This is a genomic window from Pusillimonas noertemannii (assembly GCF_003096595.1).
GTDB lineage: Bacteria > Pseudomonadota > Gammaproteobacteria > Burkholderiales > Burkholderiaceae_B > Pusillimonas > Pusillimonas noertemannii.
In genome coordinates this window covers 307,225-330,942 of sequence record NZ_QEKO01000003.1, presented here as the reverse complement: position 1 = coordinate 330,942, position 23,718 = coordinate 307,225, and the positions used below count along the sequence as shown (strand labels likewise).

The 23,718-nt window shown below is 63.2% G+C and carries 23 protein-coding genes; 4 read left to right on the top strand and 19 right to left on the bottom strand.

What is annotated here, in order from left to right:
* Positions 1-23: 23 nt before the first annotated feature.
* Both glgA and C7440_RS12640 read right to left on the bottom strand, forming a co-directional pair.
* Positions 24-1,664, bottom strand: a complete 1,641-nt coding sequence (glgA, locus tag C7440_RS12645) for a glycogen synthase GlgA (RefSeq protein WP_116518795.1) — start codon at positions 1,662-1,664, stop codon at positions 24-26.
* Positions 1,665-1,731: 67 nt separating this feature from the next.
* Positions 1,732-2,019, bottom strand: a complete 288-nt coding sequence (locus C7440_RS12640) for a hypothetical protein (RefSeq protein WP_017522725.1) — start codon at positions 2,017-2,019, stop codon at positions 1,732-1,734.
* Between the two features lie 236 nt (positions 2,020-2,255).
* On the opposite strand from C7440_RS12640, the gene C7440_RS12635 reads away from it, so the two are divergent.
* Entirely contained in the window at positions 2,256-2,516 is a 261-nt protein-coding gene (locus C7440_RS12635) for a DUF378 domain-containing protein (RefSeq protein WP_180064392.1), read from the top strand.
* A 20-nt stretch (positions 2,517-2,536) separates the two neighbouring features.
* Here the strand turns inward: C7440_RS12635 and C7440_RS12630 are convergent, their stop codons facing one another.
* From C7440_RS12630 to C7440_RS12585, 10 genes are all read right to left on the bottom strand, one after another.
* Complete coding sequence (locus tag C7440_RS12630; protein ID WP_017522722.1) at positions 2,537-3,871, bottom strand: sigma-54-dependent transcriptional regulator; 1,335 nt, start codon at positions 3,869-3,871, stop codon at positions 2,537-2,539.
* 349 nt (positions 3,872-4,220) lie between these two features.
* On the bottom strand, positions 4,221-5,231 hold the full coding sequence (locus C7440_RS12625; RefSeq protein WP_116518794.1) for a UDP-glucuronic acid decarboxylase family protein: 1,011 nt from the start codon (positions 5,229-5,231) through the stop codon (positions 4,221-4,223).
* 55 nt (positions 5,232-5,286) lie between these two features.
* Positions 5,287-6,360: a glycosyltransferase family 9 protein gene (locus tag C7440_RS12620; protein ID WP_165832578.1), complete on the bottom strand. Its 1,074-nt coding sequence runs from the start codon at positions 6,358-6,360 to the stop codon at positions 5,287-5,289.
* A 31-nt stretch (positions 6,361-6,391) separates the two neighbouring features.
* Positions 6,392-7,378 carry a glycosyltransferase family 2 protein gene (locus C7440_RS12615; protein WP_116518793.1) on the bottom strand — a complete coding sequence of 329 codons (987 nt, stop codon included), beginning with the start codon at positions 7,376-7,378 and terminating at the stop codon, positions 6,392-6,394.
* Positions 7,375-9,108, bottom strand: a complete 1,734-nt coding sequence (locus tag C7440_RS12610; protein ID WP_116518792.1) for a carbamoyltransferase family protein — start codon at positions 9,106-9,108, stop codon at positions 7,375-7,377. The genes C7440_RS12615 and C7440_RS12610 overlap by 4 nt, the downstream gene beginning before the upstream one ends.
* 21 nt (positions 9,109-9,129) lie before the next feature.
* The gene (locus C7440_RS12605) at positions 9,130-10,227 is read right to left on the bottom strand and encodes a glycosyltransferase family 9 protein (protein WP_017522717.1); all 1,098 of its coding nucleotides are present in this window, start codon (positions 10,225-10,227) and stop codon (positions 9,130-9,132) included.
* Positions 10,224-10,829 carry a D-glycero-alpha-D-manno-heptose-1,7-bisphosphate 7-phosphatase gene (locus C7440_RS12600; RefSeq protein WP_017522716.1) on the bottom strand — a complete coding sequence of 202 codons (606 nt, stop codon included), beginning with the start codon at positions 10,827-10,829 and terminating at the stop codon, positions 10,224-10,226. Before C7440_RS12600 ends, C7440_RS12605 begins: the two co-directional genes overlap by 4 nt.
* Positions 10,820-11,554, bottom strand: a complete 735-nt coding sequence (locus C7440_RS12595) for an SDR family oxidoreductase (RefSeq protein WP_116518791.1) — start codon at positions 11,552-11,554, stop codon at positions 10,820-10,822. Before C7440_RS12595 ends, C7440_RS12600 begins: the two co-directional genes overlap by 10 nt.
* Positions 11,555-11,607: 53 nt before the next feature.
* The gene (locus tag C7440_RS12590) at positions 11,608-12,891 is read right to left on the bottom strand and encodes a glycosyltransferase (protein ID WP_017522714.1); all 1,284 of its coding nucleotides are present in this window, start codon (positions 12,889-12,891) and stop codon (positions 11,608-11,610) included.
* Positions 12,892-13,004: 113 nt separating this feature from the next.
* Complete coding sequence (locus tag C7440_RS12585) at positions 13,005-13,403, bottom strand: PRC-barrel domain-containing protein (protein ID WP_026067583.1); 399 nt, start codon at positions 13,401-13,403, stop codon at positions 13,005-13,007.
* Positions 13,404-14,030: 627 nt separating this feature from the next.
* Here C7440_RS12585 and C7440_RS12575 point away from each other — a divergent pair.
* The gene (locus C7440_RS12575; RefSeq protein ID WP_017522712.1) at positions 14,031-15,530 is read left to right on the top strand and encodes an RNA polymerase factor sigma-54; all 1,500 of its coding nucleotides are present in this window, start codon (positions 14,031-14,033) and stop codon (positions 15,528-15,530) included.
* A gap of 104 nt (positions 15,531-15,634) precedes the next feature.
* A complete protein-coding gene (locus C7440_RS12570; protein WP_017522711.1) occupies positions 15,635-16,066 on the top strand; it encodes a hypothetical protein in 432 nt (143 codons plus the stop codon).
* Positions 16,067-16,103: 37 nt separating this feature from the next.
* Here C7440_RS12570 and C7440_RS12565 read toward each other — a convergent pair whose 3' ends face one another.
* The 7 genes from C7440_RS12565 to C7440_RS12535 form a co-directional block, all read right to left on the bottom strand.
* Positions 16,104-18,827 carry an ATP-binding cassette domain-containing protein gene (locus tag C7440_RS12565; RefSeq protein WP_116518790.1) on the bottom strand — a complete coding sequence of 908 codons (2,724 nt, stop codon included), beginning with the start codon at positions 18,825-18,827 and terminating at the stop codon, positions 16,104-16,106.
* On the bottom strand, positions 18,817-19,356 hold the full coding sequence (locus C7440_RS12560) for a hypothetical protein (protein ID WP_017522709.1): 540 nt from the start codon (positions 19,354-19,356) through the stop codon (positions 18,817-18,819). The genes C7440_RS12565 and C7440_RS12560 overlap by 11 nt, the downstream gene beginning before the upstream one ends.
* Positions 19,357-19,493: 137 nt before the next feature.
* Positions 19,494-21,032 carry a phospholipase D family protein gene (locus tag C7440_RS12555; protein ID WP_017522708.1) on the bottom strand — a complete coding sequence of 513 codons (1,539 nt, stop codon included), beginning with the start codon at positions 21,030-21,032 and terminating at the stop codon, positions 19,494-19,496.
* A gap of 11 nt (positions 21,033-21,043) precedes the next feature.
* On the bottom strand, positions 21,044-21,847 hold the full coding sequence (locus C7440_RS12550; RefSeq protein ID WP_017522707.1) for an alpha/beta fold hydrolase: 804 nt from the start codon (positions 21,845-21,847) through the stop codon (positions 21,044-21,046).
* Positions 21,848-21,900: 53 nt separating this feature from the next.
* Positions 21,901-22,095 (bottom strand): YqaE/Pmp3 family membrane protein, encoded by a 195-nt coding sequence (locus C7440_RS12545; RefSeq protein ID WP_017522706.1) that lies wholly within the window; start codon positions 22,093-22,095, stop codon positions 21,901-21,903.
* A gap of 194 nt (positions 22,096-22,289) precedes the next feature.
* Complete coding sequence (locus tag C7440_RS12540; protein ID WP_017522705.1) at positions 22,290-22,640, bottom strand: GFA family protein; 351 nt, start codon at positions 22,638-22,640, stop codon at positions 22,290-22,292.
* Between the two features lie 168 nt (positions 22,641-22,808).
* The gene (locus tag C7440_RS12535) at positions 22,809-23,018 is read right to left on the bottom strand and encodes a cold-shock protein (protein WP_017522704.1); all 210 of its coding nucleotides are present in this window, start codon (positions 23,016-23,018) and stop codon (positions 22,809-22,811) included.
* Between the two features lie 262 nt (positions 23,019-23,280).
* On the opposite strand from C7440_RS12535, the gene C7440_RS12530 reads away from it, so the two are divergent.
* Positions 23,281-23,652, top strand: coding sequence for a hypothetical protein (locus C7440_RS12530; RefSeq protein ID WP_116518789.1), 372 nt, complete (start codon positions 23,281-23,283; stop codon positions 23,650-23,652).
* Positions 23,653-23,718: the final 66 nt, after the last annotated feature.

Below are 23,718 nucleotides of genomic sequence, written 5' to 3'. Positions count from 1 at the left end.
CGGCGCGCCCTGCCGGATTCCGCTCAGGCGACAGACGCGCCGCTCACGCGTGGAAGCAGCTCGGCCCGGGCCGGCGCGCCCGCCAGGCTCAGCCCTTGAAGACGCGAACCGGCCGCAATACCCCTATGGCGCGCGGCCGCATGAGCGGGCATCGCATGCACCGACGGCCGCGCGGAACCCTGGCGCTGTTCCATGCGCTCCACCTCGTGGCAAAGCGCCTGGTAGCACTGCACGTAGGCGGGGGCTGCGCGCTCCCAGCTGAAGTCCTTTCGCATGGCATTGCGCTGCATTCGGCGCCAGATGGTCTGGCTGCCCCGCAAACGCATGGCGCGGTCGATGGCGGCGCACATATCGTCCTCGCCGTCGCCCGGGAAGAGCAAACCGGTGGCCGCGCACATCGCCTCGTCTCCCGCCGTCCATCCCGGGTCGTCGATGGTGTCCACCATGCCTCCTACCCGCGAGCCGATGGGTATGGTTCCATAACGCATCGCATATAAAGGAGTCAGGCCAAAAGGCTCGAAGCGGCTGCCGTGCAGCAACACGTCCGCCCCCGCATGCAACAGGTGGGCGATGTCCTCGGAATAGCCTATGTGTACGGCGCAGCGGCCCGGATGCCGTTCCGCCAGCTCGCGCATTCGCGCCTCGATGTCCTTTTCCCCGCATCCGATCACGCATACCTGGAGGTCCGGATGAGCCTGCAGGGCGCGCGACAAGGCGTGGACCGCCACGTCGGCCATCTTCTGTCCGGTCAGCCGGCTTCCCATGGCAAGCAATGTCGTCCGGGGCGATTCGTTCAGTCCGAATTTCGCCTGCAGCCGGCGTTTGCACAGCGCCTTGTTCCGCAAGTCATCGGCATCGAAATGGCAGCCGCGCAAATAGGTATCGCATGCAGGATTCCACAACGAAGCATCGATACCGTTGGGTATGGCAAGCAGGTCGGCGCGGCGCGCCTTCAACAGCCCGTCCAGCCCGCAGCCGAACTCGGGCGTCAATATTTCCCGCGCGTAATTCGTGCTGACGACGGTGATTTTGTCGGCGCATGCAATACCCGCATGCAGGAAGTTGATGCAGTCTCCACGCAGCAAGCCGCCCGAAGCCCACAGCGATGGTTCTATGCCGGTTTGATCGGCCAAGCCGGCCGGGTAGCATCCCTGGAACGCGACATTGTGCAAGGTCAGCACGCTGCGGACACCCGTGACGCCGAACTGGCGCAGCGCCAAGGGTGCCAAAGCCGCATGCCAGTCGTGCGCATGCAGCACATCGGGCACCGCCACTCCGGGTACTCCCGCCGCCACACGCGCCGCGGCAAGCGAGAGCGCCGCAAAGCGCTGGGCGCTGTCGGGATACTCGACACCGGCGGCATCCACGTAAAGCCCCTCGCGATCATAGAGCGCGTCGTTTTCCAGCAGCAGTATCCTCAACCCCGATTCGGGGCAATATCCGCCTACCAAATGCGCATCGCCCCCCGGCAGCCCGTTCAGGCGTCCCAGCCGTTGGGCATGGGCCAGGCGTTTGCGCACGCCGCGATAGGCGGGCAGCATGATGGTAAGGTCGGTGCCCATGGCATCGATGGCGCCGGCCATGCCGCTCACGGCGTCGCCCAGCCCGCCGGTCTTGGCCAAGGGAAATGCTTCGGAAGTTACCGCCAGTATTTTCAGCGCCACAGTGTTCTCCAAGTGATCGATGCCGATCCCTTCTGAGCAAACTACGTGCCCACCGTGGCCGATCGCGTCATCCGCCGTTGCGCTCTGGATCGGGCGGTGTATGCGCAAGGCCGGCCTCGTCCTCGGGCACCACTTTGTCCGGCTCCACGTCGTCCCCCGCCGGATCGCGCCGGTTCTCGACAGAGGCCCGCTCGCCCGTGCTGCGACGATCGCTGTCGGTATCCGGGAAACTGTCGGGCAATTCGCTGGCCGTGTCCGACGAATCGCTGGGCCCTATGCGAGGATTGGTACGGGGGTCTTCCTGCAGGCGCCGCAGGTCGGCGGCATCCAAGCCGCTCTGGTCGTTCGTGGCCATGACGTCACTCCTTGTCTGTATGGATCGAAAATGGTCGATGGACGCTTTGCGCTGCAAGTTCCGGGCCCGCTAGCCACGCCCCAGGCCTCGAATTTGCGCCGCCCCGGGCCCGGCTACAAAGGCGGGTCCGCCAGCGGGAACAAGGCTTGCTTGAACATGGGGCGCCCGCTTTCGTCCAGGCCGGGGCAATGGCCGCAAGCCATGTAATGAAAGTATGCTGAGAAAAGGAGGACTTCATGAACGATGCCGAGCCGCCCGTCAACGACCTAGCGTCAACCGTACCCTTGATGACGCTGTCGCTGCTGGACTGGATAGCCCTGATCATCCTGATCGTGGGCGGCTTGAACTGGGGCCTGGTAGGCCTGCTCAACCTGGATCTGATCGGTGCGGCACTGGGCAATGGAACGGCCGCCTCGCGCCTTGCCCAACTGCTTATAGGCCTGGCCGGCCTGTACGGCATTGCGTTTGCATTGAAACTGGGCGGACGCCGCCGCTGACGAGGGTGCCTGCGCAGGCCTTATTGATCGGCCGTTTCGGAAAGCTCGCCGTATTCTTCCAGGCGGTTGTAGAGCGTTTTGATGCTGATGCCCAGGGTTTCGGCAGCCAGTTTCTTGACACCGCCGCATTGCCTCAGCGTAGCCAGAATCAATTGCCGATTTGCGTCGGCAAGCGGCACCCCCACGGGAACCAGGATTTCGGCGCCCTGCGTCGGCGCCTGCTCGTCAAGATCGAAAGCATTGAAATCGCCCTTGATGAGATCGTCGGCCAGAATATAGCTGCGATACACGAAGTTGCGCAGTTCGCGCACATTGCCGGGCCACGAATATCCGCGCATCGCGGCAAGGGCCTCGGGACCGAAGCGCTTGGCGGTCTTGCCCTCACGATTGAGGTCGTCGAGAAAATGCTGGGCAAGCAGTATTACGTCGTCGCCGCGCTCGCGCAGGGGCGGCAGCTGCAGCGGAAACACGCTAAGACGGTGGTAAAGGTCTTCGCGCAATGTACCGTCTTGCACGGCTTGCTCGGGGTTGCGATTGGTGGCGGCCACCACACGCACATTGGCCTCGATTTCTTCGTGCGTACCCACTCGCATGAAGCGTCCGGTTTCAAGCACCCGCAGCAGGCGCACCTGAAGCTCCATGGACATCTCGGTGATTTCATCCAGGAACAAGGTTCCGCCGGACGCACGTTCGAAATAGCCCTTGTGCTGGCGGTCGGCCCCTGTGAAGCTGCCTTTTTCGTGGCCGAAAAGCTCGCTTTCGATCAGGTTGGGCGATATGGCCCCGCAATTGACCGGCATGAAGGGCTTGGCGTGGCGTGAACTGGCCAGATGTATGGCTTCGGCGGCCAGTTCTTTGCCCGTGCCGCTTTCGCCCACCAGCAGCACCGTAGCCTGGGTGGGCGCTACTTTTTCAATATGCGCGCACAGCAGGTCGATCGCCGGAGACTGGCCTATGATCTTTGCAAAGCAGTCTTCCGAGCCGGCGACGGGATCGGCATGCATCAGGGTCTTGAGCTCGCCCAGCACGCCCTTGAGCCGGCGAAGGCTTATGGGTTTTTGCAGATAGTCGATTGCCCCGCAGCGCAGAGCCTGTATGGCGCTGTCTACGGTAGAGTGGCCGGTGATGAACACCACCTTTGTGTCGGAAAGCTGCAGATCCAGCCACAGTTCCATGCCATTGCCGTCGGGCAACTGCATGTCAAGCAGAATGACATCGGGCCGGCGACGTTCGATGAGGATACGCGTTTGCCTGACATCTGCGGCCTGCTCGACGTCATAGCCCTCTTCGGCGGCTATCTCTGCAATCAGTTGCCGGGTTTCGGCTTCGTCTTCGACAACAAGTAGGTAAGACATAGTCGTGTGGAAACCATTGGCGCAGCCCGCGCCGTCAACGCCCGCGAGACCAAAGGGTCGGCTGGGATTTTTTCTAGTTAAAGCTATGGTACGCGTTCTAAAATAATACAGGAGTAAAGCGGTATGACAATTGAAACCTAATGATATACAGCTTTTCTTATTCTTGCGTATCAACATCGCAATAGGCTGATTTCAAAAGAAATATTCATCGCCATACAGAGGCCGGCCGGCCTGTTGAAAAGCGGTTTGCAGACCAGCCGCTCCGGAATTTCCGGGGGCTTGCGTAGCGAGGCCAGGGGCGGGTATTAAATGGCCCGGGGTCTAGTGCTCAGTGGCCCGGGGGCGGGTCTCAGGCCCGGGCGGGCCCGGACACGCGGCGGCTCATCGCCCGGTCGGAAGCAGAGGCAAGCACGCCGGAAAAATAATCGACGGTCTTGCTCAACCCGGTCTCCATGCGGGTAGAGGGCGCCCAGCCCAGATGTCTCTGGGCCAGCAAAATATCGGGGCAGCGCTGCTCGGGATCGTCGGCGGGGCGCGGCTCGAATACAAAGTCAACTTCTGCCCCGGCCAGCCGCCTGACCTCGCTGGCGATGTCCAGCACCGTGGCTTCCACGGGGTTGCCCAGATTCACCGGCCCCTGAAAGGATTCAGCGCTGTTCATCAGGCTGATCAGGCCGTCGATCATGTCGTCCACATAGCAAAGCGAACGTGTCTGGCTGCCGTCGCCGTATATGGTCAGGTCCAGGCCCTTCAAGGCCTGGGTCACGAAATTGGAGACGACCCGCCCGTCGTCCTGCGCCATTCCGGGACCATATGTATTGAATATGCGGGCGATCTTCACGACCGCCCGCTTGCGGCGGCCGTAATCGGAGAACAAGGTCTCCGCGCAGCGCTTGCCCTCGTCATAGCACGAGCGCAGCCCCACCATATTGACGTTGCCTCGATAGGATTCGGACTGAGGGTGCATGTGCGGGTCGCCGTACACTTCGCTGGTCGAAGCCTGCAGTACCCGCGCGCCCGAACGGCGCGCCAGTTCCAGCAGGTTGAAGGCGCCATAGACGCAAGTTCTCAGGGTATGGACCGGATCGGCCTGGTACAGGCGCGGCGAGGCAGCACACGCCAGGTTGTATATCTGGGTGGGCCGAAGGTCGTAGTGCAATGGGTTGATGACGTCATGGCGCAGCAACGAAAACAGCGGATTGCCCAGCAGCGGCTCGATGTTCACCCGCCGGCCTGTCTGGAAGTTGTCGACGCACAGAACGCTATGGCCCTCATCGACAAGCCTGCGGCAAAGATTCGAACCCAGGAATCCGGCGCCGCCCGCCACCAATATATTTTCCTTCATCATCTTGTCATCCATGTCTGTTCCAGGAATCCGGCCTGCCCGATACCGGATATCCGGTTAATAAATTTGGTTACGTAAAAGATGTAGCCGCAGCCTGTTCCAACTGTCCGGCTGCCTGTTCCAGCACCTCGGCCGCCCCTACCCCCCACGCGCAAAGATGGCCGACGGGACACTCGTCGAAGGCGCAAGGCCGGCAATCAGCCGGCGCGTGCAGGATCGGATGGCGGCGCCTGTCCAGGGGCGCCCAGCGGTTTACATCGCTGCCCGAGGCGATGACCACGCTTGCCGCGCCCACTGCCGCCGCCACATGCGAGATGCCCGTGTCGTTGCAAATGAGCAGACGGCAACGACTGACCACAGCCCCCAGTTCGCCAAGCTGCGTCCGGCCGCACAGGTTGACGCATCCGGGCCCGACTCCCGACGCCAGGGCTGCGGCCAATTCGGCTTCCGAGCGGCTGCCCGTTATCGCAATCTGCCAGCCTTTTGAAGCCAGGCCCCTGCCGACCTGCACAAAGCGTTCCAGTGGCCAGCGCCGTGAAGCCAGCCTGGCGCCGGGGTGCAGAATCACCGTCCGCGACGGCTGCAGCCCCGCGCTGGCCAGCAACTGGCCGGCCATGCGTTGCTCTTCGGAACCCAGGGGAAACTCTAGGCTGTCACCGTCCCTGGGGATGCCCAGATATTCGAGCAGGGCCAGATAGCGGTGGATTTCGTGGCGCTCGTCGGGCCAGCGCATCCAGCGGCCCGGCTGTTCGCTTTGGTCGCGGGGCACAAAACCCGCCTCAATGCGGGCGCCCAGGCGCCGCAGCACGGCGTTCGAGCGAGTCCCGTCGCCATGCATCTGCAAGGCCAGGTCGAAATGGCGCGATTGCATGCGCTGATAGAACTCGGGCAATTGCTCTTCGCGGGCCCGCTGCTCGGGGAAGGATTCCAGGCCCGGGAAAATCAGCAGTTCGTCGACATAGCGGCCGAAACGTTCAATCAGGGGACGGATGTTCTCAAGGCCTATCAAGGAGACCCGGGCATTGGGAAAGGCCTTGCGCAAACCGCGCAGGGCCGGCATCGAACAAAGCATGTCGCCCAGGTTCAGGGCCCGGAACACGGCAATGCGTTCTATGTCTTTCCAGATCGGAATCGAAGCGTGCATTTGTGCCTCCCTGCCATGCAAACCTTGCCGCTCAAGGAAACGCGGCGCCAAAACGCCGCGCGCCCCGCAATCGCCAGTAGATCGACAGGGGCGGAATGAGCACCGAGGTCAGCATCAGTTCGGCCAGGTTTTCGGCTGTCGGCGCCGAACCGGCCAAGCGGCGAAAGAAAAAGAACACGCTCAGCGCCAGCCATGCCGACGCCGCCGCAAGCGCCGCGCCCTGCCTGCCCGCCACGAAAAAGACAAGCGCCGCAATGAGGCAAGCCGAAATCGCCAGGTACAGCCATGGCCAATGAGAGCGGATGCGCTGCCGATAAAGCTTGGGATACTTGCGATACAGCAGCACGTCGAACATGATCTTGCGCTGCGCGGCGACCCCGGCGGCAAACGGCGCGTCACGCAAAGGATGCTCCACCACCGCCTCGTCAGCGCGAATGATCTGGAAGCCATGCTCGAGCAAGGCGAAATGCAGGTCCGAGTCCTCTCTCCAGGCGATCGTGTAGCGTTCGTCGAAGCCCCCTACCGCCCGCAAGGCCTCGACGCGCACAAAGCAATTGGCCGTGGCGAACTCTGCCTCCTGCAATCGGGCCGCGTCGCGTTGATGGTCGGTAGCGCGCTCGGGCAGGGGCATGTGGATGCGCCCCGCCGCCGCCCCGGCGCCGCCTTCCATGGCTTTCAGCCCCTTGGCCAGCCAGTCGCCCGCGGGCACCGTGTCATCGTCGGTGAAGGCGATGAGTGATGCGGCCGCCATGCGCCAACCCGCATTGCGCGCGCCGGCGGGACCTTGCGAGCCATGGACGGCGCAATACCGCAGGCCGGGGCCGGCCGGGGCCGCGGCGCTCTTGCTTCTTACCAAGGCGTCAACGGCCGGGCTGGGGCCATCGTCGCACACAATCACTTCGTAGGCCGTGGCGGGCAAGTTCTGATCCATCACGGCATCCAGGCAACGCTCGAGCAGGTCGGGTCGGCCGTAGGTGGGAATCACCACTGAGACAAGCGGTCGGGAAAACACCGTCATGACGGTTTCTCCACCAGGTAATCGCCGATCACCAACGCATCCAGCGGCGAAGTCCAGAAACACTCCAGCGCATCGCGCACACTGCATACCACCGGCTCGCCGCGCGTGTTGAACGAGGTGTTCACAAGCACCGGCACGCCGGTCAGCGCGTCGAACTCGCACAATAGCCGATGAAGCAAGGGGTGCTGGCGAGACTCGACGGTCTGGACCCGCGCCGTGCCATCGGTATGCCGCACGGCCGGAATCTGGGCCGCCCTTTCGGGAAGCACGTCATAGACGAACAGCATGAAGGGCGCCGTGATGCGGTCGCGCCCCCGGGAATCAAACCACTCGTGCGCCTTCTCTTGCAGGACAACGGGCGCCACGGGGCGGAAATCCTCGCGGTCCTTGAGCTCATTGAGCCGGCCCTGCATGCGCGCATCGCGGGGAGACGCCAGGATGGAGCGGGCACCCAGGGCTCTGGGGCCGAACTCCATGCGGCCCTGGAACCAGCCCAGCACTTTCTCCTGGGCCAATAGCCCGGCCGCCGCGCCCGCCACGTCGTCGAGACGGCGATAGCGGATGCCCGAACGTTCCAGGAAGGCTTCGATCTCTTCATTCCCATAGCCTGGTCCCAGGTAGGCATGGTCCATGACCCATTTGCGCAAGCCGCTCTCGCGGGCATGGAAATCCACCCATAGCGCCGCGCCGAGCGAAGTGCCCGCGTCGCCCGCCGCCGGCTGCACCCAGACGTTGCGAAACGGCCCTTCGTCGGCCAGCCTGGCATTCATCACGCAATTAAGGGCCACTCCCCCCGCCATGCAAAGATTGTCGGCATTGGTCGCCTCATGCAGCCAGCCGGCCATCTCCAGCACGGTTTCCTCAAGTACCTGCTGCAAGGAGTGCGCGATGTCCATATGGCTTTCGTCGAAGCTTTCGCCCCGCTCCCGGCCCGGGCCGAAGCGCCGCTCGAGATGGCTGGGTTCCAGGCGATAGCCGCCATGGCCGTCGGTCTGGACAATGTGGCGAAACTCTTCGACGTGCACCGGGCGTCCGTACGATGCCAGGGCCATCACCTTGTACTCGTCGGAAGAGTGCAGAAAGCCCAGGTAGCGCGTAACGTCTTCGTACAGCAGGCCCAGGGAATGCGGCAGATTGATCTGCTTCAGCCTGTCGTAGTGGCCGGCGCGAAAATGCCCGTAGCTGGTCGACGCCCTCTCGCCGCGGCCGTCCATGGTCAGCACGGCCGCGTCCTCGAAGGGCGAGGCCAGGAAGGCGCTGGCCTCGTGGGCCAGATGGTGTTCCACGAAATGCCAGCGTTCCAGAATGCGCTCGAGCGTGACGCCCCGGAAACGGTCCTGCAAATGATGAGGGACGCCATCCTTCAACTGGCGGGGCGCGTTGACGATGTATGAAAGGAACAGCGGTTCCCAGGGCGAGCCCTTGTTCGTCGGCCGTGCCGACGGCTCGAGCGGCAAGGTGAACTCGCCTTCGGCAGCCATTTCGGACGTGAGCAGCCGGGGGTCGAAGGCATAGGCGATGTGGTCCACCTCGGCAAGGCGGCATCCCGCCTCGGCCAGGCAGTAATCGATGGCGTGATAAGGCAGTTGCCAGGCCGAGAACGGCACCGGGCGCTTGCCGTGCTTGATGCGGGTAAAACGCTCTTCCTCGGCTGCGGCCAACACCGTGCCGTCACGGACCAGAGCCGCTGAACAATCATGAAACGCCGCATTGATTCCCAGTGTGTACATAAGCCTCCTCGTATTCGGCCGTCATGCCGCCCGCCGGTCCGAGCGCGTCCGGCGCATGTCCAGAAGTTCGCGCGCCGCGTCCACCACCTCTTGCGGCCGCACGCCTGCCAGGCAGGCGTTGCTGTTTTCCGGACATACGCTGCGATAGCAGTATTTGCAGGAAACATCCCGGTAAAGCAGCCTGTGGGCCACCTTCCAGGGCGTGTGCTGAGGGTTGGTCAGGGCATACAGGTCGACGACGGGCGTCTGCACCGCAGCCGCGATGTGCACCGGGCCCGTGTTGTTCGAAACCAGCAGATCCGCCTCTTCGATGAGGCTGCCCAGCGAGCCCAGATCCAGGCTTCCCGCCAGGTTGAACACGCCGTCGGCCGGGCCGCTGTCGCCCATGATTCGGCGCACCGCCTCGCGCTCCAGCGTACTGCCCGTAAGCACCAGGGCACGGCCCGATCCCCGCAGGCCGCGCAGCACGCTCGAAAACTCGCGCGGACCATAGCGGCGCGAGGGAGCCGTCGCTCCGGTGTGAACCACGATCCAGGGCCTCCCGGCCGGAACGCCGGCGGCGCGCAAGGCGGATCGCATGCGAACTCGGTCATCGTCCCGCGTTTCGAAAGCCAGCCGGCCGTCGGCGCAATGCGCTCCCACCGTCGCAACGAGGTCCAGCTGCCGCTGGACCTCGTGCCGTATTCCGTGCTCCGGTTCGCTTTCCTTGACCCAATGGCTTACGAGGTCGTAGGGGTTCTCGCGCACATGGGCCAGCACCCGCGGAATGCCCGCCAGATGACAAGCCAGCGCGGCGGGCAAGGCACTTTGGCTATATACAGTGAATATCACCGCCGCATCGAAACGTTCATGCTGCAGCTGAGTGATCAGAGCTTCGCAACGGTCGCCTTCGCTTTCGGCATGCTTGACCCATGGGGCGCGATAGGCGATAACGTCGTCGATGTCCCGCAGATGAGGAGCCAGGGCCGCTGCCGACGGCGAGGTCAACAAGGTCAGCCGTCGCGCCGGAGCCTGATGTTTCAGTGCCCGAAAAGCCGGCGTGGTCATGAGGACGTCGCCCATATTGTCCAGGCGCACGCATAGAACACGCTCCACGCCGAACCAGCCGTTGTCCGTCATGATGCCGTCTCCGGTGCCGCGCCGGCCTGAACCGGATCCGAGAAATGCGAGACGATCCAGCGGCTGGCGCCGTCCAGATCGCTCTCGATATGGTCGGGCACACGCCATTCATTGCGCAGCCATTCGGTTTCGTTGCCGTTGTCCAGCAAAAGCGTATGGCAGCCTGCGCGTCGCCCTGCCTCGACATCGTCCAGAATGTCGCCCACGAACCAGGAAGAAACAAGGTCCAGGTCATGGCGTTGAGCGGCGATGTGCAGCAGGCCGGGCTCGGGTTTGCGGCAACCGCAGCGCATGCCGTAGCCTGGGCGTATGCCCTGGGGATGATGGGGACAATAGTAGAAACCCGCCAGCCGCGCGCCCGCACGCTCGAACATGCATTCCAGCTCTTGCCTGACGTCTTGAAGCCGATGCCTCTCGAACCTGCCCAGAGCCACGCCCGGCTGATTGCTGATCACGATCAGGGGCAGGCCCAGGCTCGCGAGCCGCGCAAGACCCGAGGCCGCGCCGGCGGCAAAGCGCATGCGGCTCCGATCCACGTTGTAAGGCACGTCGGCCAGCAGCGTGCCGTCCTTGTCCAGGAATATTGCCGGGGTCAGGGCCATGAGGTCTCCTTCATCGGCAGCACCATCACCTCGGGTATCACCGTCTGGGGCGGCTGGGTCAGCACGAACTTGATCGCCGCGGCGACGTTCCCCGGATCCTGCAGCAGGTCCACGTCGATGTCGGGAAAACGATCCAGCAGGAAGGGGGTGCGCATGCCGCCGGCAATCACGGCCGAGACCTTGATGCCTTGTGAACGCAGTTCTGCATGAAGAGAATGGGTCAGGCCCAGAAGGCCCCATTTGCTGGCGTGATAGGCGCTGGCGTTCGGCCAGGCGCGGCGGGCCGCCGTCGAGGCAATGTTGACGATGTGGCCCCCCGGCGCCAGATGCGCCAGGCCGTGCTTGGCCATCAGGAAGGGTCCGGTCAGGTTGGTGCGCAACACGCGCTCCCAGTCCGAGCTCTTCAGTTCATCGATGCTGGTGGTAACGTCCACGCCCGCATTATTGATGATGGCGTCCAGCCGGCCACACTGCTCCAGCGCCTCGTCCAGAACCCCGATCACCGCACCTTCGTCCCCCACGTCCAGGCCGAAGGCGCAGGCCCAGCCGCCGCCATCCCTTATTTTCTGCGCCTGTGCGTGCGCCGAATCGGCATCGATGTCCAATGCGACCACTCTTGCCTCGTTCGCGCCGAGCATGTCGCAGATCGCCGCCCCCAAGCCTCTTCCCGCCCCAGTTACCAGTACCACCCGGTCGCGCAGCGTTTCATGTGCATAGGTATCCATGGTTCTCCTTGAAGGTGTGAGAAGGGCCCGGGGCCCGTTGACGCTAAAACGCCCTAGGCCATGAGCCGTGCGCCCGCATGCCGAATCCCTGGGAAAGTCGCCTCCCTGCCCAGCGTCAGTTGCCCGAAAAGGTCGTCCAGCTGGCCCGCCACCCGTTGCCAGGTAAACAGGTTTCTTGCCCTGCGTTCACCTGCGCGGCCCATGCGTTGCGCGAGGCCGGGGGATCGGGCCAGCATCGCCAGCCTGCTCGCCAGGCCGTCGGGGTCGCGGGGCGCCACCAGAAAGCCGGTCTGGCCGTCCCGCACCGTGTAGCGGATGCCGCCCGTGTCGGAACCCACCACGGGACGCGCGCAGGCCATGGCTTCCACCGGCGTGATGCCGAAAGGCTCGTACCAGGGAGTGGTGGCGAAAACATTGGCGGCCGCATAGAAGCGCCGCAACTGGCCCCTGCCACGGCGGCCCGCAAATTCCACCGCCTCGGCCACGCCCTCTTCCGCGGCCACCGCCATCAGGCGGGTCATCTCGGCGCACTGTCCGCCGGCCGGATCCGGGGTGTCTCCGCCTACCACGCACAGGCGTGCGTCGATCTTGTGCAGCGAACGGAGTCGGCCAAGGCCGCGTATCACGTTGTCCACACCCTTGCGCGGAACCATGCGCCCAAGCTGCAATACGTAAAAGGCGTCGGGATCCCAGCCCAGGTCGCGCCTGGCCCCGGCGCCGTCCATGGGGGCCATTTCGTCTGGGTCGTAGCCGCAGGGCACCATGCAGATGCGCGAGGGATCGGCGCCGTACAGTTCGACCAGATCACGCCGGTCTTCCGGGCACTCGGCGACGATGCAATCGGCATCCCTCACGATGCGGTCCTCGATCTCGAAACGGCAGTCCGGAAACAGATCGGCCTGCGCCTGGTGCTTGCGCCGCACGCGCCCAAGCGCATGAAAGGTGACTATTAGGGGTATTCCCGCTGCCCGCGCCACCGGTAGCGCCGCCATCGCGGACATGAAGAAATTGGCATGGACAAGGTCGTAAGCCTCTTCGCGGCAGGAAAAATAGGCCCCCAGGTAGCGGCTGAACTCGGCCATGTGGGGCAGCAACTGCTCTTTGGGCAGGACACGCGCCGGTCCCGCCGGAACATGGACTATGCGCACATTGCTTTCCCACTCAAGCTCCATCGGCATATACGGATTGTCCAGCCGAGTAAAGACATCCACCTGATGTCCCATCGCTCCCAGATGGCGGGCGATCTGGGCGACATAGACGTTCTGGCCTCCGCTGTCCACGCTGCCTATCTGAGCCAGCGGCGAGGCATGCTCACTGACGATTGCGATCCTTCGCATGATGTTTCTCCGCGCAAGTAGTCCCATCCGGCGCTCCCACGGAGGCCGGTCCGGCAGAATGTGTTGTGACTCGGATTGCGGCGCGCGCCCCGCAGGCACGCCGCGCCCCGGATTTACCAGTACGGAGCCTGGTTGTAGTATTCGTGCGTGCGCGTGGCCCACGCGACGTCGGCCATGCGTGGCCAGTTGTCCTTGTCGAAGCCCTCGGCGTCCTTCATCCTTTGCTCATCGATATCCAGCACAAAACATTTGCGCTGCGTATCCAGCGTCAGGGCGTTCCAGGGAATGGCAAACAGCTTGTCTCCCATGCCCAGGATGCCGCCGCGGGACAATACCGCATAGGCGATGCGGCCACGCGGCACGTCCAGCATGATGTCGTCGATCGAGCCCAGCTTCTGGTTGGCCAGGTTGTATACGTCGTTCCCATCCAGGGTGGCGGCCGCCATGATTTCCGGTCCGGGTCCTGGGCCGGCGTCCTGCGGGTCACGAATGATCGGTGTGTTCGGTTCCATATCTTTCTCCTGAAATGTTTGCGGCGTTCAAGTGTCCTTGCCCGGGCGGCCGGCTTTCGGCGGAGTCTCGCGAAGCCCGTCCCGGCGCTTCTTCGAACCTTCGCCGGCATCCGGGCCGGCGGGCTGGCCCTGCATGCCATCGCCCTGAACAGGGACCGCATACTCCGGGTCTGAATGCTCAGGACGCTGCCGGCCTCGCAGCCATGAATCCGGCGGCACGTCTCCGCGCTGAGGCGCGTGGCGCGGTTGCACCGTGCCCTGCCGCTTTCCATCTTCATTTCGCATCGGGGTCTCCCCAAGCCGTTCAATATCGCAGTCGTCAATGCGACGACTCCGGGTACCGCTTACAGCAAACGCTGTGCCTTGGAAAAAGGCCGGAGGCCTTGGACGGACGGATGAAACAGCGTGCGCTCCGACGCACTTCTTACATGGCTCGGTAATTTATCTACGGGACGCCGTAACCAGGGCTTACTTCTTGCCCCTCGAAAGCTTGGCCTGCTTTCCCGTTCCTTCAAGCAGGGCAAGCTTCGTTCGCTCTTTACGTATGCTTGCACAAATTGGCATGCATATTGCGTAATGCTGAACAGTATCCCTGCATTCCACCATGCCGCCTGAAGGAGACATCAATTGGTACAGATCGCCTATGAACTGCGTGCCAGGCAACAAACAAGCCTGACCCCCCGACTGCAGCAATCGCTCAAGCTCCTGCAGATGTCCACCCTCGATTTCAGCCAGGAAGTTGCACAGGCCATCGCAACCAATCCCTTTCTGGAAGAACCCGAGAACGCCCCCGGCGAGGCCGAAGAGGCAGCGGGCGACGCTTCCCCCGCTGAGGCCGGCATGTCCGCGACGGACGGCGGCGGTTCCGGCGAAGACGGCGGGCCGGCGGTCGAAACGGTTGAACGCCCCGTCGCCGAAGCAACGGACGCGGTCGAGGTTCTGCCGGAACAGACCGAATCCTCCCCCTCGTACTCGGGCGACTATCCCACCACCCGTCATACGGACGGCGCCGACACAGACGTCGGCCAATGGGCGCGCGCGTCCATCGGGCTGCACGACGCCTTGCGCGAAAATGTGCGCGGACAGCCTCTTAGCGAACGGGACAGCCTGCTGACCGAATTCATCATCGAAGCCCTCGACGAGGACGGCTACTTGCGCGTGCCGTTCGAAGAGCTGGCTTCCGACGATCTGTTGTCGCCTCCGCCGTCGGAGTGCGAATGGAACACCGCACTCAAGCTCATCCAGCAGCTGGCCGCACCGGGCATCGCCGCCCGCAATCTCTCGGAATGCCTTACGCTGCAGCTCGAATCGCTGCCCGACGACACTCGCTGCCGCGACCTTGCAGTGCGCATCGCGAACAGCGCCCTTGAAAAGGTGGGGCGGTGCGACTACAGCGGCCTCATCCGTTCATTCGACTGCAGCGAAGAAGACGCCCGTACGGCCTGCCTGCTGATACGGGGACTGGACCCTCGTCCCGGTACCCGCTTCGCATCGATCGATCCCTCGTGCTATATCGTTCCGGACGTCATGGTGCGCAAACTCGGGAAGCAGTGGGTGGCGCTGTCCAACCAGGAGGCCGTGCCGCGAGCCCAGCTGCACACCACCTATGCGCGCCTGTTCAAGGAAAGTCGCTACAACGATCGCTCGCTGATGGCCAAGGCCCTGCAAGAAGCGCGCTGGCTGATACGCAGCCTGGAGCAGCGCAATACGACGATATTGCGCGTGGCGCAAGCCATCGTGGCCCGGCAGCAGACATTCTTCGACTATGGGGACGTCGCGCTGCGGCCGCTGATGTTGAGTGAAATCGCCGAAGAACTGGGCATGCACGAATCGACCGTGTCCCGCGCCACCAGCAACAAATATCTTTCGTCGCCACGGGGAATCTTCGAGTTCAAGCACTTCTTCTCGCGCGAGCTGGCCACCCGCTCCGGGGGAACATGCTCGGCCGGTTCGGTGCGTGCGCTCATCCAGGAAATGATCGACGCCGAAGATCCGAAAGACCCGCTGTCGGACGTCATGCTGGCGCGCAAGCTGGCCGGCCAGGGTGTGGTGGTGGCACGCCGGACAGTGTCCAAGTACCGGGCGCAAATCAAGTATCCATCGGCCGAGTTGCGGCGCGCACCCTGAGCGGTGTCTATCGGCACAGCATTTGCTCGAGGACGATACGTACGGGAGCCGGGCTCGTGGCCCGAGCCCGGCCGTATTCAAACTCTCTGGCAAAGGAGCCGTCCATGAAAACTCTGAAACCCGCCCTCGGCACTCTGTTGCTGGGCTTGAGCCTGACCGCATTCACCGCACTCGCCCAGACCTCCAGCGGCAGCCCGCCTGCCGCCGGAACGGCAGCCACCCAGGGAGCCAGCCAAAGCCCGCAGGCCGGCGCCATGTCCGACGATCAGGTCCAGCGCCGGTATGACGCTGAAAAGAAACGCTGCGACAACCTGAAAGGCGACGAAAAGGACATTTGCGAAAAACAAGCCGAAGCCAATCGCGACTCGGCCAAGGCCGAAAGCAAGCGAAGCGCGAAAACGGCCGAGGCCAACCACGACGCCAACAAGGAAAAGAAAGACGCCCAATACGAAGTAGAGAAAAAGAAGTGTGAAGCCCTGTCGGGCGACGCCCAGGACCGCTGCATGGCGGAGCTGAAGACCCGCTTCAACAAATAGCCACTGAAAGTTGGGCAGGGGCGCGCCTTGACGATGATCAGGCGCGCGTCACTGCCCGCACCGTGGCCACGAGTTCACGCGCTTCCACCGGTTTTCCCAGGTAAACCTGAAAACCCGCCAGCAACGCCCTGAGCCTGTCTTCGCGCCCCGCATGGCCCGACAGCGCCACGGCGGGCAGCCGTCGGTGAAGCTGTATTCCCCGCTCCGCCTCCAGGCTGCGTATCTGGCGAATGACCGCATAGCCATCCAGCTCGGGCATGGCCAGATCGCACAGCAGCACGGTGGGCCATTCGTCGGTGGGGCGCTTTCGCAATTCCTGCAGGGCCGATTCCCCGTCGCTGAAGACGGCAACCCGGGCGCGATAATCCTGCAAGACCGCCGCGATCAATTCCCGCGCCGCCTCCTGGTCTTCCACAAGCAGCACTTCCATGCCTTGCAAGGCGTCGGCTAGCGTGACGCTGCTGTCTTCCTCGGTCTCGGGCCCCGAGGGCGCCACGGCGCGCAAAGGAAGATCGATCGTAAAGACCATGCCATGCCCTTGCTGAGCGTGCTCCAGGCGCCAGACGCCATCCATCTGCTCTATCATCCCGCCCAGGCGCGCCGGATCCGGCGGCGTATGGGCCGCTGCCCACTCGGCCTGATCAGGCGGCTGCGATTTTTGCACCTCGTCGGGGGCGGGCCGCCCATCCTCGATCGCCAGTCTCGCCATGTCTCCCGCCCGCTCCAGTTTCAGGGCAATGCGCCCCCCCGGCGGAGTGACCACGATGGCGTTCACGCAGAGCTCCCAGACGACTTGCTGCAGCACACCGGGATCGCCGGTGATGCGGGTCGCATCGTCGCCGACCAGGGTATATAGCTGCACGCCCTTCCCGGCAGCCTGCGGACGCACCGCATCCAGCACGCTGGCAGCCAGCGCCACCAGATTCACGGGCTGCCTTGCCAGCCGCCCCTCTTCCTGTTGAATCTGGTCCTGCTGGCGCTGCAGGCGCCACATCTGCGCGTACAAGCCCTGCTTTTGCAGAAGCTCGCGATGCGTGCCCCGCTCTACGATTCTTCCTCTTTCCATGACCAGGATCTGGTCCGCGTCGACGATGGTCGACAGCCGGTGCGCGATGATGAGTGTGCTGCGGTTGCGGGCGATGTCGTCCAGTTGCCCCTGTATGGCCCGCTCGGTACGGGTGTCCAGCGCCGAAGTCGCCTCGTCGAGTATCAACAGGGGAGGATTCTTGAGCAGCGTGCGGGCAATCGCAATGCGCTGCCGCTCGCCGCCGGACAGTTTTACCCCGCGCTCTCCCACCCGCGTCTCGTACTGGCCGGGCAGGCTCTGGATGAATTCATGCACGCTGGCCTCTTTGGCGGCCTTTTCGACCTCTTCGCGTGTGGCGCCCCGGCGCCCGTAGGCAATGTTGTAGGCGATGGTGTTGTCGAACAGCTGGGTGTCCTGCGGAACGATGCCGATGGCGTTGCGCAGGCTTTCGTGGCTTACCGAGCGGATATCCTGGTCGTCGATGCAGATGCGCCCTGAATCGACGTCGTAAAAACGCAGCAACAGGCGGGCGAGGGTCGATTTTCCTGATCCGCTGCCCCCCACCACCGCCACCGTCTGGCCCGACCCGATGCGAAACTCCAGTTCGTGCAATATGGTGCGCCCCGGCTCATAGCCGAAGCTTACCCCTTCGAACACCACTTCTCCGGCGCGCAGCCGCAGCGGCTCGGCGTCGCCGGACTGCGCCTCCGGCGCATGGCTCAGCAGGCCGGCCATGCGCTCGGCATTGACCAGGGCCTCGCGCGACTGGCGGAACACCACCCCAAGCGTGTTCAGGGGCAGGCAGATCTGGATCATGTACGCATTGATCAGGACCAGGTCGCCCACCGTCACGTTTCCCGCCACCACGTCACGGCCGGCAAGCAGCATCACGCCGGCGACGCCCACCGCAATGATCCCGCTCTGGCCCACGTGCAATATGGACAATGCCTTCTGATTGCCTATGCCCACCTGCACCCATCGTCTCAACACCCCCCTCAACCGGCCCGCTTCCTGGGCGGCTCCACCGAAGTACTTGACCGCCTCGTAGTTGATCAGGCTGTCGACCAGTTGTCCGTTCGCGCGTGAATCCAGCTCATTGAGGCGGCGCTGGTAATAAATGCGCTTCTCGGTAAAGTAGACGGTAAAGATGGCATAGGCCGAAAAAGTGGCGGCCACGATCCAGGCATAGGCGGCGTCATAGCCTATGATCAGGATGGCCACTACCGCAACGATCTCGACCACAGTGGGCAGCACGGTGAACAGCATGGCGTTCATCAGAAAGCCCGCGCCCGTGGCGCCTCGTTCGACGTCGCGCGCGACGGTGCCCGTCTGCCTGCTGGCATGAAAGCGGGCACTCAGGGCATGCAAGTGTGAAAAGACGCGCAACTTGAAGTCGGCCACCATGCCCTGCGTCACCTGCACAAAGACCATGTCGCGCAGTTCCGTGAACAGGCCTCCGGAAAACCTCAGCAGGGCGTAGCCCACCAACAGCAGCGCGGGCAGTGTCAGGGCCTGCGGCGGCCCGCCAAGGGCATCGACGATGGCCTTCAGTACGCCGGGCACCGCCACCATCAGCAGCTTGGCAAGTATCAGCAGCGCAAGCGCCGCCAGGGTACGCCGCCGATGGCGCCACAAGGCCTGGCCCAGGGCCTGCCACACCACGCGCTGCGCGCCACGGCGGGCGCCCCGGCCTGAAATGCGGGGGCGGCTTCGCCCTAGCCGCTCAGCATCCATCGGCCTGGGCGGCGCCTGAACCGGCCTCTTGCCCGACGGGGCCGAGTTCGGGCGTTTCCGGCTGCGCAAGCGCCTTTGCTTTCGAGACGGCCTTGAGGCAATGCGCTATGCAGCCCGCAAATGCCTCGTCATACCAGGAGTTGGCGCCGCTTACTCCCACGACGATGCCGTCCACGCATACACCGCCCCACACGCCGCAATCCCGCCCTTTCAGCAGATGGGGGGACACGGCCCTGACGGAATGGCCGTCCCGGCCGGTCCGCCAGCAGACTTGTGCCTTGTCGCGGGCAAAGCGCGCATAGTCGGCATCCCAGCGCTCTCTATCACCGACCGAATGCTCGAGCAATATGGACTGCTCGAATGGCGCAGCCCCCCAGGCAAGGGCGGGATCCATGATGACGATGTGCAGGAAGCCGCTCTCGCCCACCGTCGAATCCTTCATTGCCGCTTCCATCATGGGCAGAACCATGTCTACCGCTTTCCGGGCTGCGGCCACGTCGGCAAACCACGATCCTTCTCTTTCAGGCATAAGAGACTCCGGACGAAGTGTTGGACACCGCGTCGGGGCAGCAATCGGCATGCCTCGGGCCCAGCGCGCCTTCAGCGGCTCAAGACCGCAAGCCCAAACTCGCCGATCCTATTGCCGCCCGGCTTGTCACGAAGCCGCTACAGGAGCCACTCGATGGGAAGATGGGAAAGAATCCAGACGCTCACGCGGCGCCAAAGACCCGCGCCCGGCTCCGTGACGTGCACGATGGTCCGGCCGTCACGTTGCTCGATCCAGATGAGTTCGCCGGAATCATCCAGGCGCACCTGATAGGCGATGTCGGGGGCGCGCCTCTCGATGGCCTCGGGAAGCTGCCGGGACAGCTTGGGGCTGTCGATGACAAAGCCGATCTCTGTATTGAGCCGAGCGGAGCGCGGATCGAAATTGAACGAGCCGATGAAGATGCGCTGGCCATCGACCGAAAGCGTCTTGGCGTGCAGGCTGGACGCCGAGCTTCCCGTCAGCCCCCGGTCGCGCAAAGGCGCAGAGGACGAGGTTTTCTTGAATTCGTACAGCACGACTCCCGCCTCGAGCAGGGGCTTGCGCCGCTTGGCGTAACCGGCATGCACGGCGGCGACGTCGGTCGCCTCCAGCGAATTGGTCAGTATCGTTACCTCTACTCCGTTGCGTGCCAGGGCCGAGAGATAATCCACGCCATCGCGGGTGGGCACGAAATAAGACGACACCATGAACAAATCGTGTTGCGGAACGCCAAAGATCCGCCCCAGCCTTTGCGGAAGCATCTCGTGCTCTTGAGCCTGCCCCAGCCCCTTCGACGGATCGTCGCTGACCATGTGCGTCACGGCCCATTCCAGCTCGATGCTGCCATCCAGAAGCTTCCGCACCAACGGAAGCTCGTTCATCGCCTTCACGTAGTCTTCGGCCTTGGGATCGCGTTCTATCGCGGCTGCCCGGGCTTTCAGCCGCTCGATGCCGTCTTTTTCCGCGGGAGCCAGGATGAGGCCGGCCGGATAGGCCGAGGCGCTTTTCCAGTAACGGTCGAAATCGCGCGAGACGTCGTCGACGACCGGCCCCACGGCCAGCACGTCCAGGTCGACGAACAGGAAATCTTCCGACGCGCCGAAGTATTCGTCTCCGACATTGCGCCCCCCGATGACGGTGGCCTGGCTGTCGACCGTGAAGGACTTGTTGTGCATGCGCCGGTTCAGGCGGTCGAAATCGGAAAGATAGCCCAGCCAGCGCCAGCCTCGGTACACAAAGGGATTGAAGAGCCGTACCTCGATGTTGGCGTGGCTGTCGAGAGCGGCCAATACCTCGTCCATGCCTGCCGTGTTGTTGTCGTCCAGCAGCAGGCGCACCCTCACACCGCGATCCGCCGCGTCCACCAGCGCGTCGAACAGCAGCGTGCCGGCCATATCCTCATGCCATATGTAATTCTGGATATCTATGGATCTTTCCGCAGCCTGCGCCATCAGGGCCCTGGCGGCAAACGCATCGCCGCCGCGCGTCAGAGGCGAGATGCCGGACTGGCCGGGATGCTTGGCGGCCAGGGGCTGTATGGCGCGGCCCAGCCTGGAGTCGGCGGTATCGGTATAGGCGCTGGAAACGCTGCGGCCCTCCAGCGAGGGCAGCTGCGCGCAAGCGGCAAGCACGCCCAGCAAGAGCGCCAGGACAAAACCCTTGATTAGCCGCCCCATGGCTTGCTCCGCTATTGACGCGCCGGCACGGCAAGAAACTCGCCCACCAGATGAAGTAGCTCCTGGGGACGCTCGAAAGGCACCATATGCCCTGCGTCGAGCTCGGCATAGCGGGCACCGCGGATGGCGGCGGCCATGGCGCGCGCCGGCTCCGGACCCAGGATATAGTCCTGGGCGCAGCCGATGACCAAAGACGGCCTGTTGATCTTTTCCGGCTGCCCGCTGATGTCGAGCCGCGCATCCAGCTCTATCTGGCGCAACATGCCGTCCCAGCGGTTTGACTGCTGGATGAGCTGCACCCATTCGTCAATCTGCGCGTCGTCGAATCCACGCAGGAAGGCCGGACTGAAGCCATTGAGCAGAACCAGGCGGGCAAACGCCGCCGGGTCGAGCCGGATGAGTTGCTGCCATAGTTCGAACTGGAGCTTGATGCGAGGTTCGCCGCCCCTGGCGAACGGCGCCACCAGCACGAGCGAGCGGACAAGCTGGGGATATTCAGCGGCAATATGCGCCGCCACCGCCGCCCCCAGCGAATATCCCAGCAGATCGAACGAAGACACATTACAGGCCCTGACGGCAGCCAGGATCTGCTCCGCCAGCATTTCGACAGTCAGTGGCCCGCCGTCATCGCGCGTCTGGCCCGAGCCCGAATAGTCGGCTCGTATCACTTTGCGATGCGCGGCCAGGGGTTCTATCAGGTGGTCCCAGTTGCTATGCAGGTTCCCGCCCGTACCCGACACCAGGACCAGCGCCGGCCCGCTGCCATCGACGCGATAGGCGACTTGCGCGCCGGCAATCTCCACGGTGTCGTTCATGCTGTCCCTCCGTTATCTTTCTGATGTCGCGGGCCTTCGGGCCGCCCGGTTCGTCAACCGCGCGAACCGAGCGCCTTGGCGATCTTCTGGTCCGTCTTGTACTGGCTCAGCGCATACACCGCCCAGATGGCGGCGGGCACCCAGCCGATGATGGTGATCTGAAGGATCAGGCAGATGATGCCGGCAAAAGGCCGTCCGATCGTGAAAAAGGTAAGCCAGGGCAGGATCAGGGCTATGAGAAGGCGCATGGGGCGGGCATCCAGTAATTGAATCGAGGAAAGTTTACCTTATGCGCACCGGCAGCACCGAGCCCCGGATTCACTTTTCGCACCCCGGCGCCGGCCGAAAAAAGAAGCACCGCCGGCGCAGCGCATCCGCCCACACCGGGAGCCCTGCCGCCCACGAGGCGTCAGGAGACCCGGCCCGGCATGGATTGTCCTTGTTATGCCGCCGCGCCGTTGAAATGCTGAAGCGTCAATGAGTCCGGATCGATGGAGGGTACGCAACGCAGATTCACGGCGCGCACCGCGGAACCGTCGGGGTTCGTGCCCTCGGCGAAAGCCTGCGTGCCGCAGTTTTTGCAGAAGCGGTGTTCAATCTTGTGGGTGTTGAACTTGTATGACTGCAGTGATTCCTGCCCCTGCAGCAGCCTGAACTGCTGTTCGGGAAAGAACGACAGCAAGAACCCCTTGCGCCTGCAATGCGAGCAATTGCAACTGATCGCCTGCGTCGGAGGCTCGGCATCGACTTCGAACTTCACTGCGCCGCAGTGGCAGCTTCCCTCAAATGGCATGTCACTATCCTGGTTGCCGTTGTTCCGCGCTATCTAAGCACATGCATCGCAATTCTGGCAAGAGCGCGCTGGCAAAGCTGCGCAAAAGCAAAAGGCCGAACCCAATGCTTCAAAGGGTTCGGCCTTACGTTGCCGCTATCGGCCCGCCGGCTCAGGCGGGCGGAGCAACTAAATAATTTGAATATTTGACGCTTGAGGGCCTTTTTGGCCTTGCGTTGCTACAAACGAAACTCGCTGATTTTCTTCGAGGCTTTTATGGCCGGAGCCTTGAATTTCGCTGTAGTGAGCGAAGAGGTCCTTGCCACCCGACTCGGGCATGATAAAGCCGAAGCCCTTTTCATTATTGAACCACTTCACGATACCGATTTCTGTTTTCAATGTAAGTCCTAGATTTTAGAAGGGAAAAATATCCCCATGGCCACTATGGGTGCTAAAACATAATAAAGCCAGCACTGTTACCAAATAAAGTCTTTCCGCCTATGCGACATGACGCCATGCAGGTATCAGCCCAGCCATCACTTGATGCCGAGCGCAAGGGCATATTGGGCACATGGCCTAGGGGATAGCGTTGATTGATTATGCAGAAATACCGGAGTAGCTTTAAATAACCCGCTATGGCGCCTCGCAGAAGGAGGCCGGTATGTATAAAACCAGATTGGCGATATTCAATCACCAATGCCAGGAAATCATTGTCGTGCCCCTCGACTGCAGTTTCGAAGAACGACCTGCGTGGCAGCGCAAGAAGGCTTTGGATGATTTACGGAAATCCACCGTCAAGGCTGGCTTGGTTGCCCCGGTAGCGGCGGTCTGGCGGGTTGGCAGCAAACTGCGCTTCGTTGCTCCAAATGAATGGCACCCGTTCCTTGGCACTTTAACGTGGAATACCATCATTTCGAACTTGAGCTTTGCGATCGACTGCCACGAGGACTCGAGTCGGTTTCGGCTTGAACAGGTAGCGCCCGCACAAGAGACCCAGGCAAGCAGCTCGCCCACGACCGGGCCGCGAGCGTAATCCAGATCCAGAAAAAAGAAACGCCACTCGCTAGAGTGGCGTAAGTCTTTGTGCTGCAACGAATTC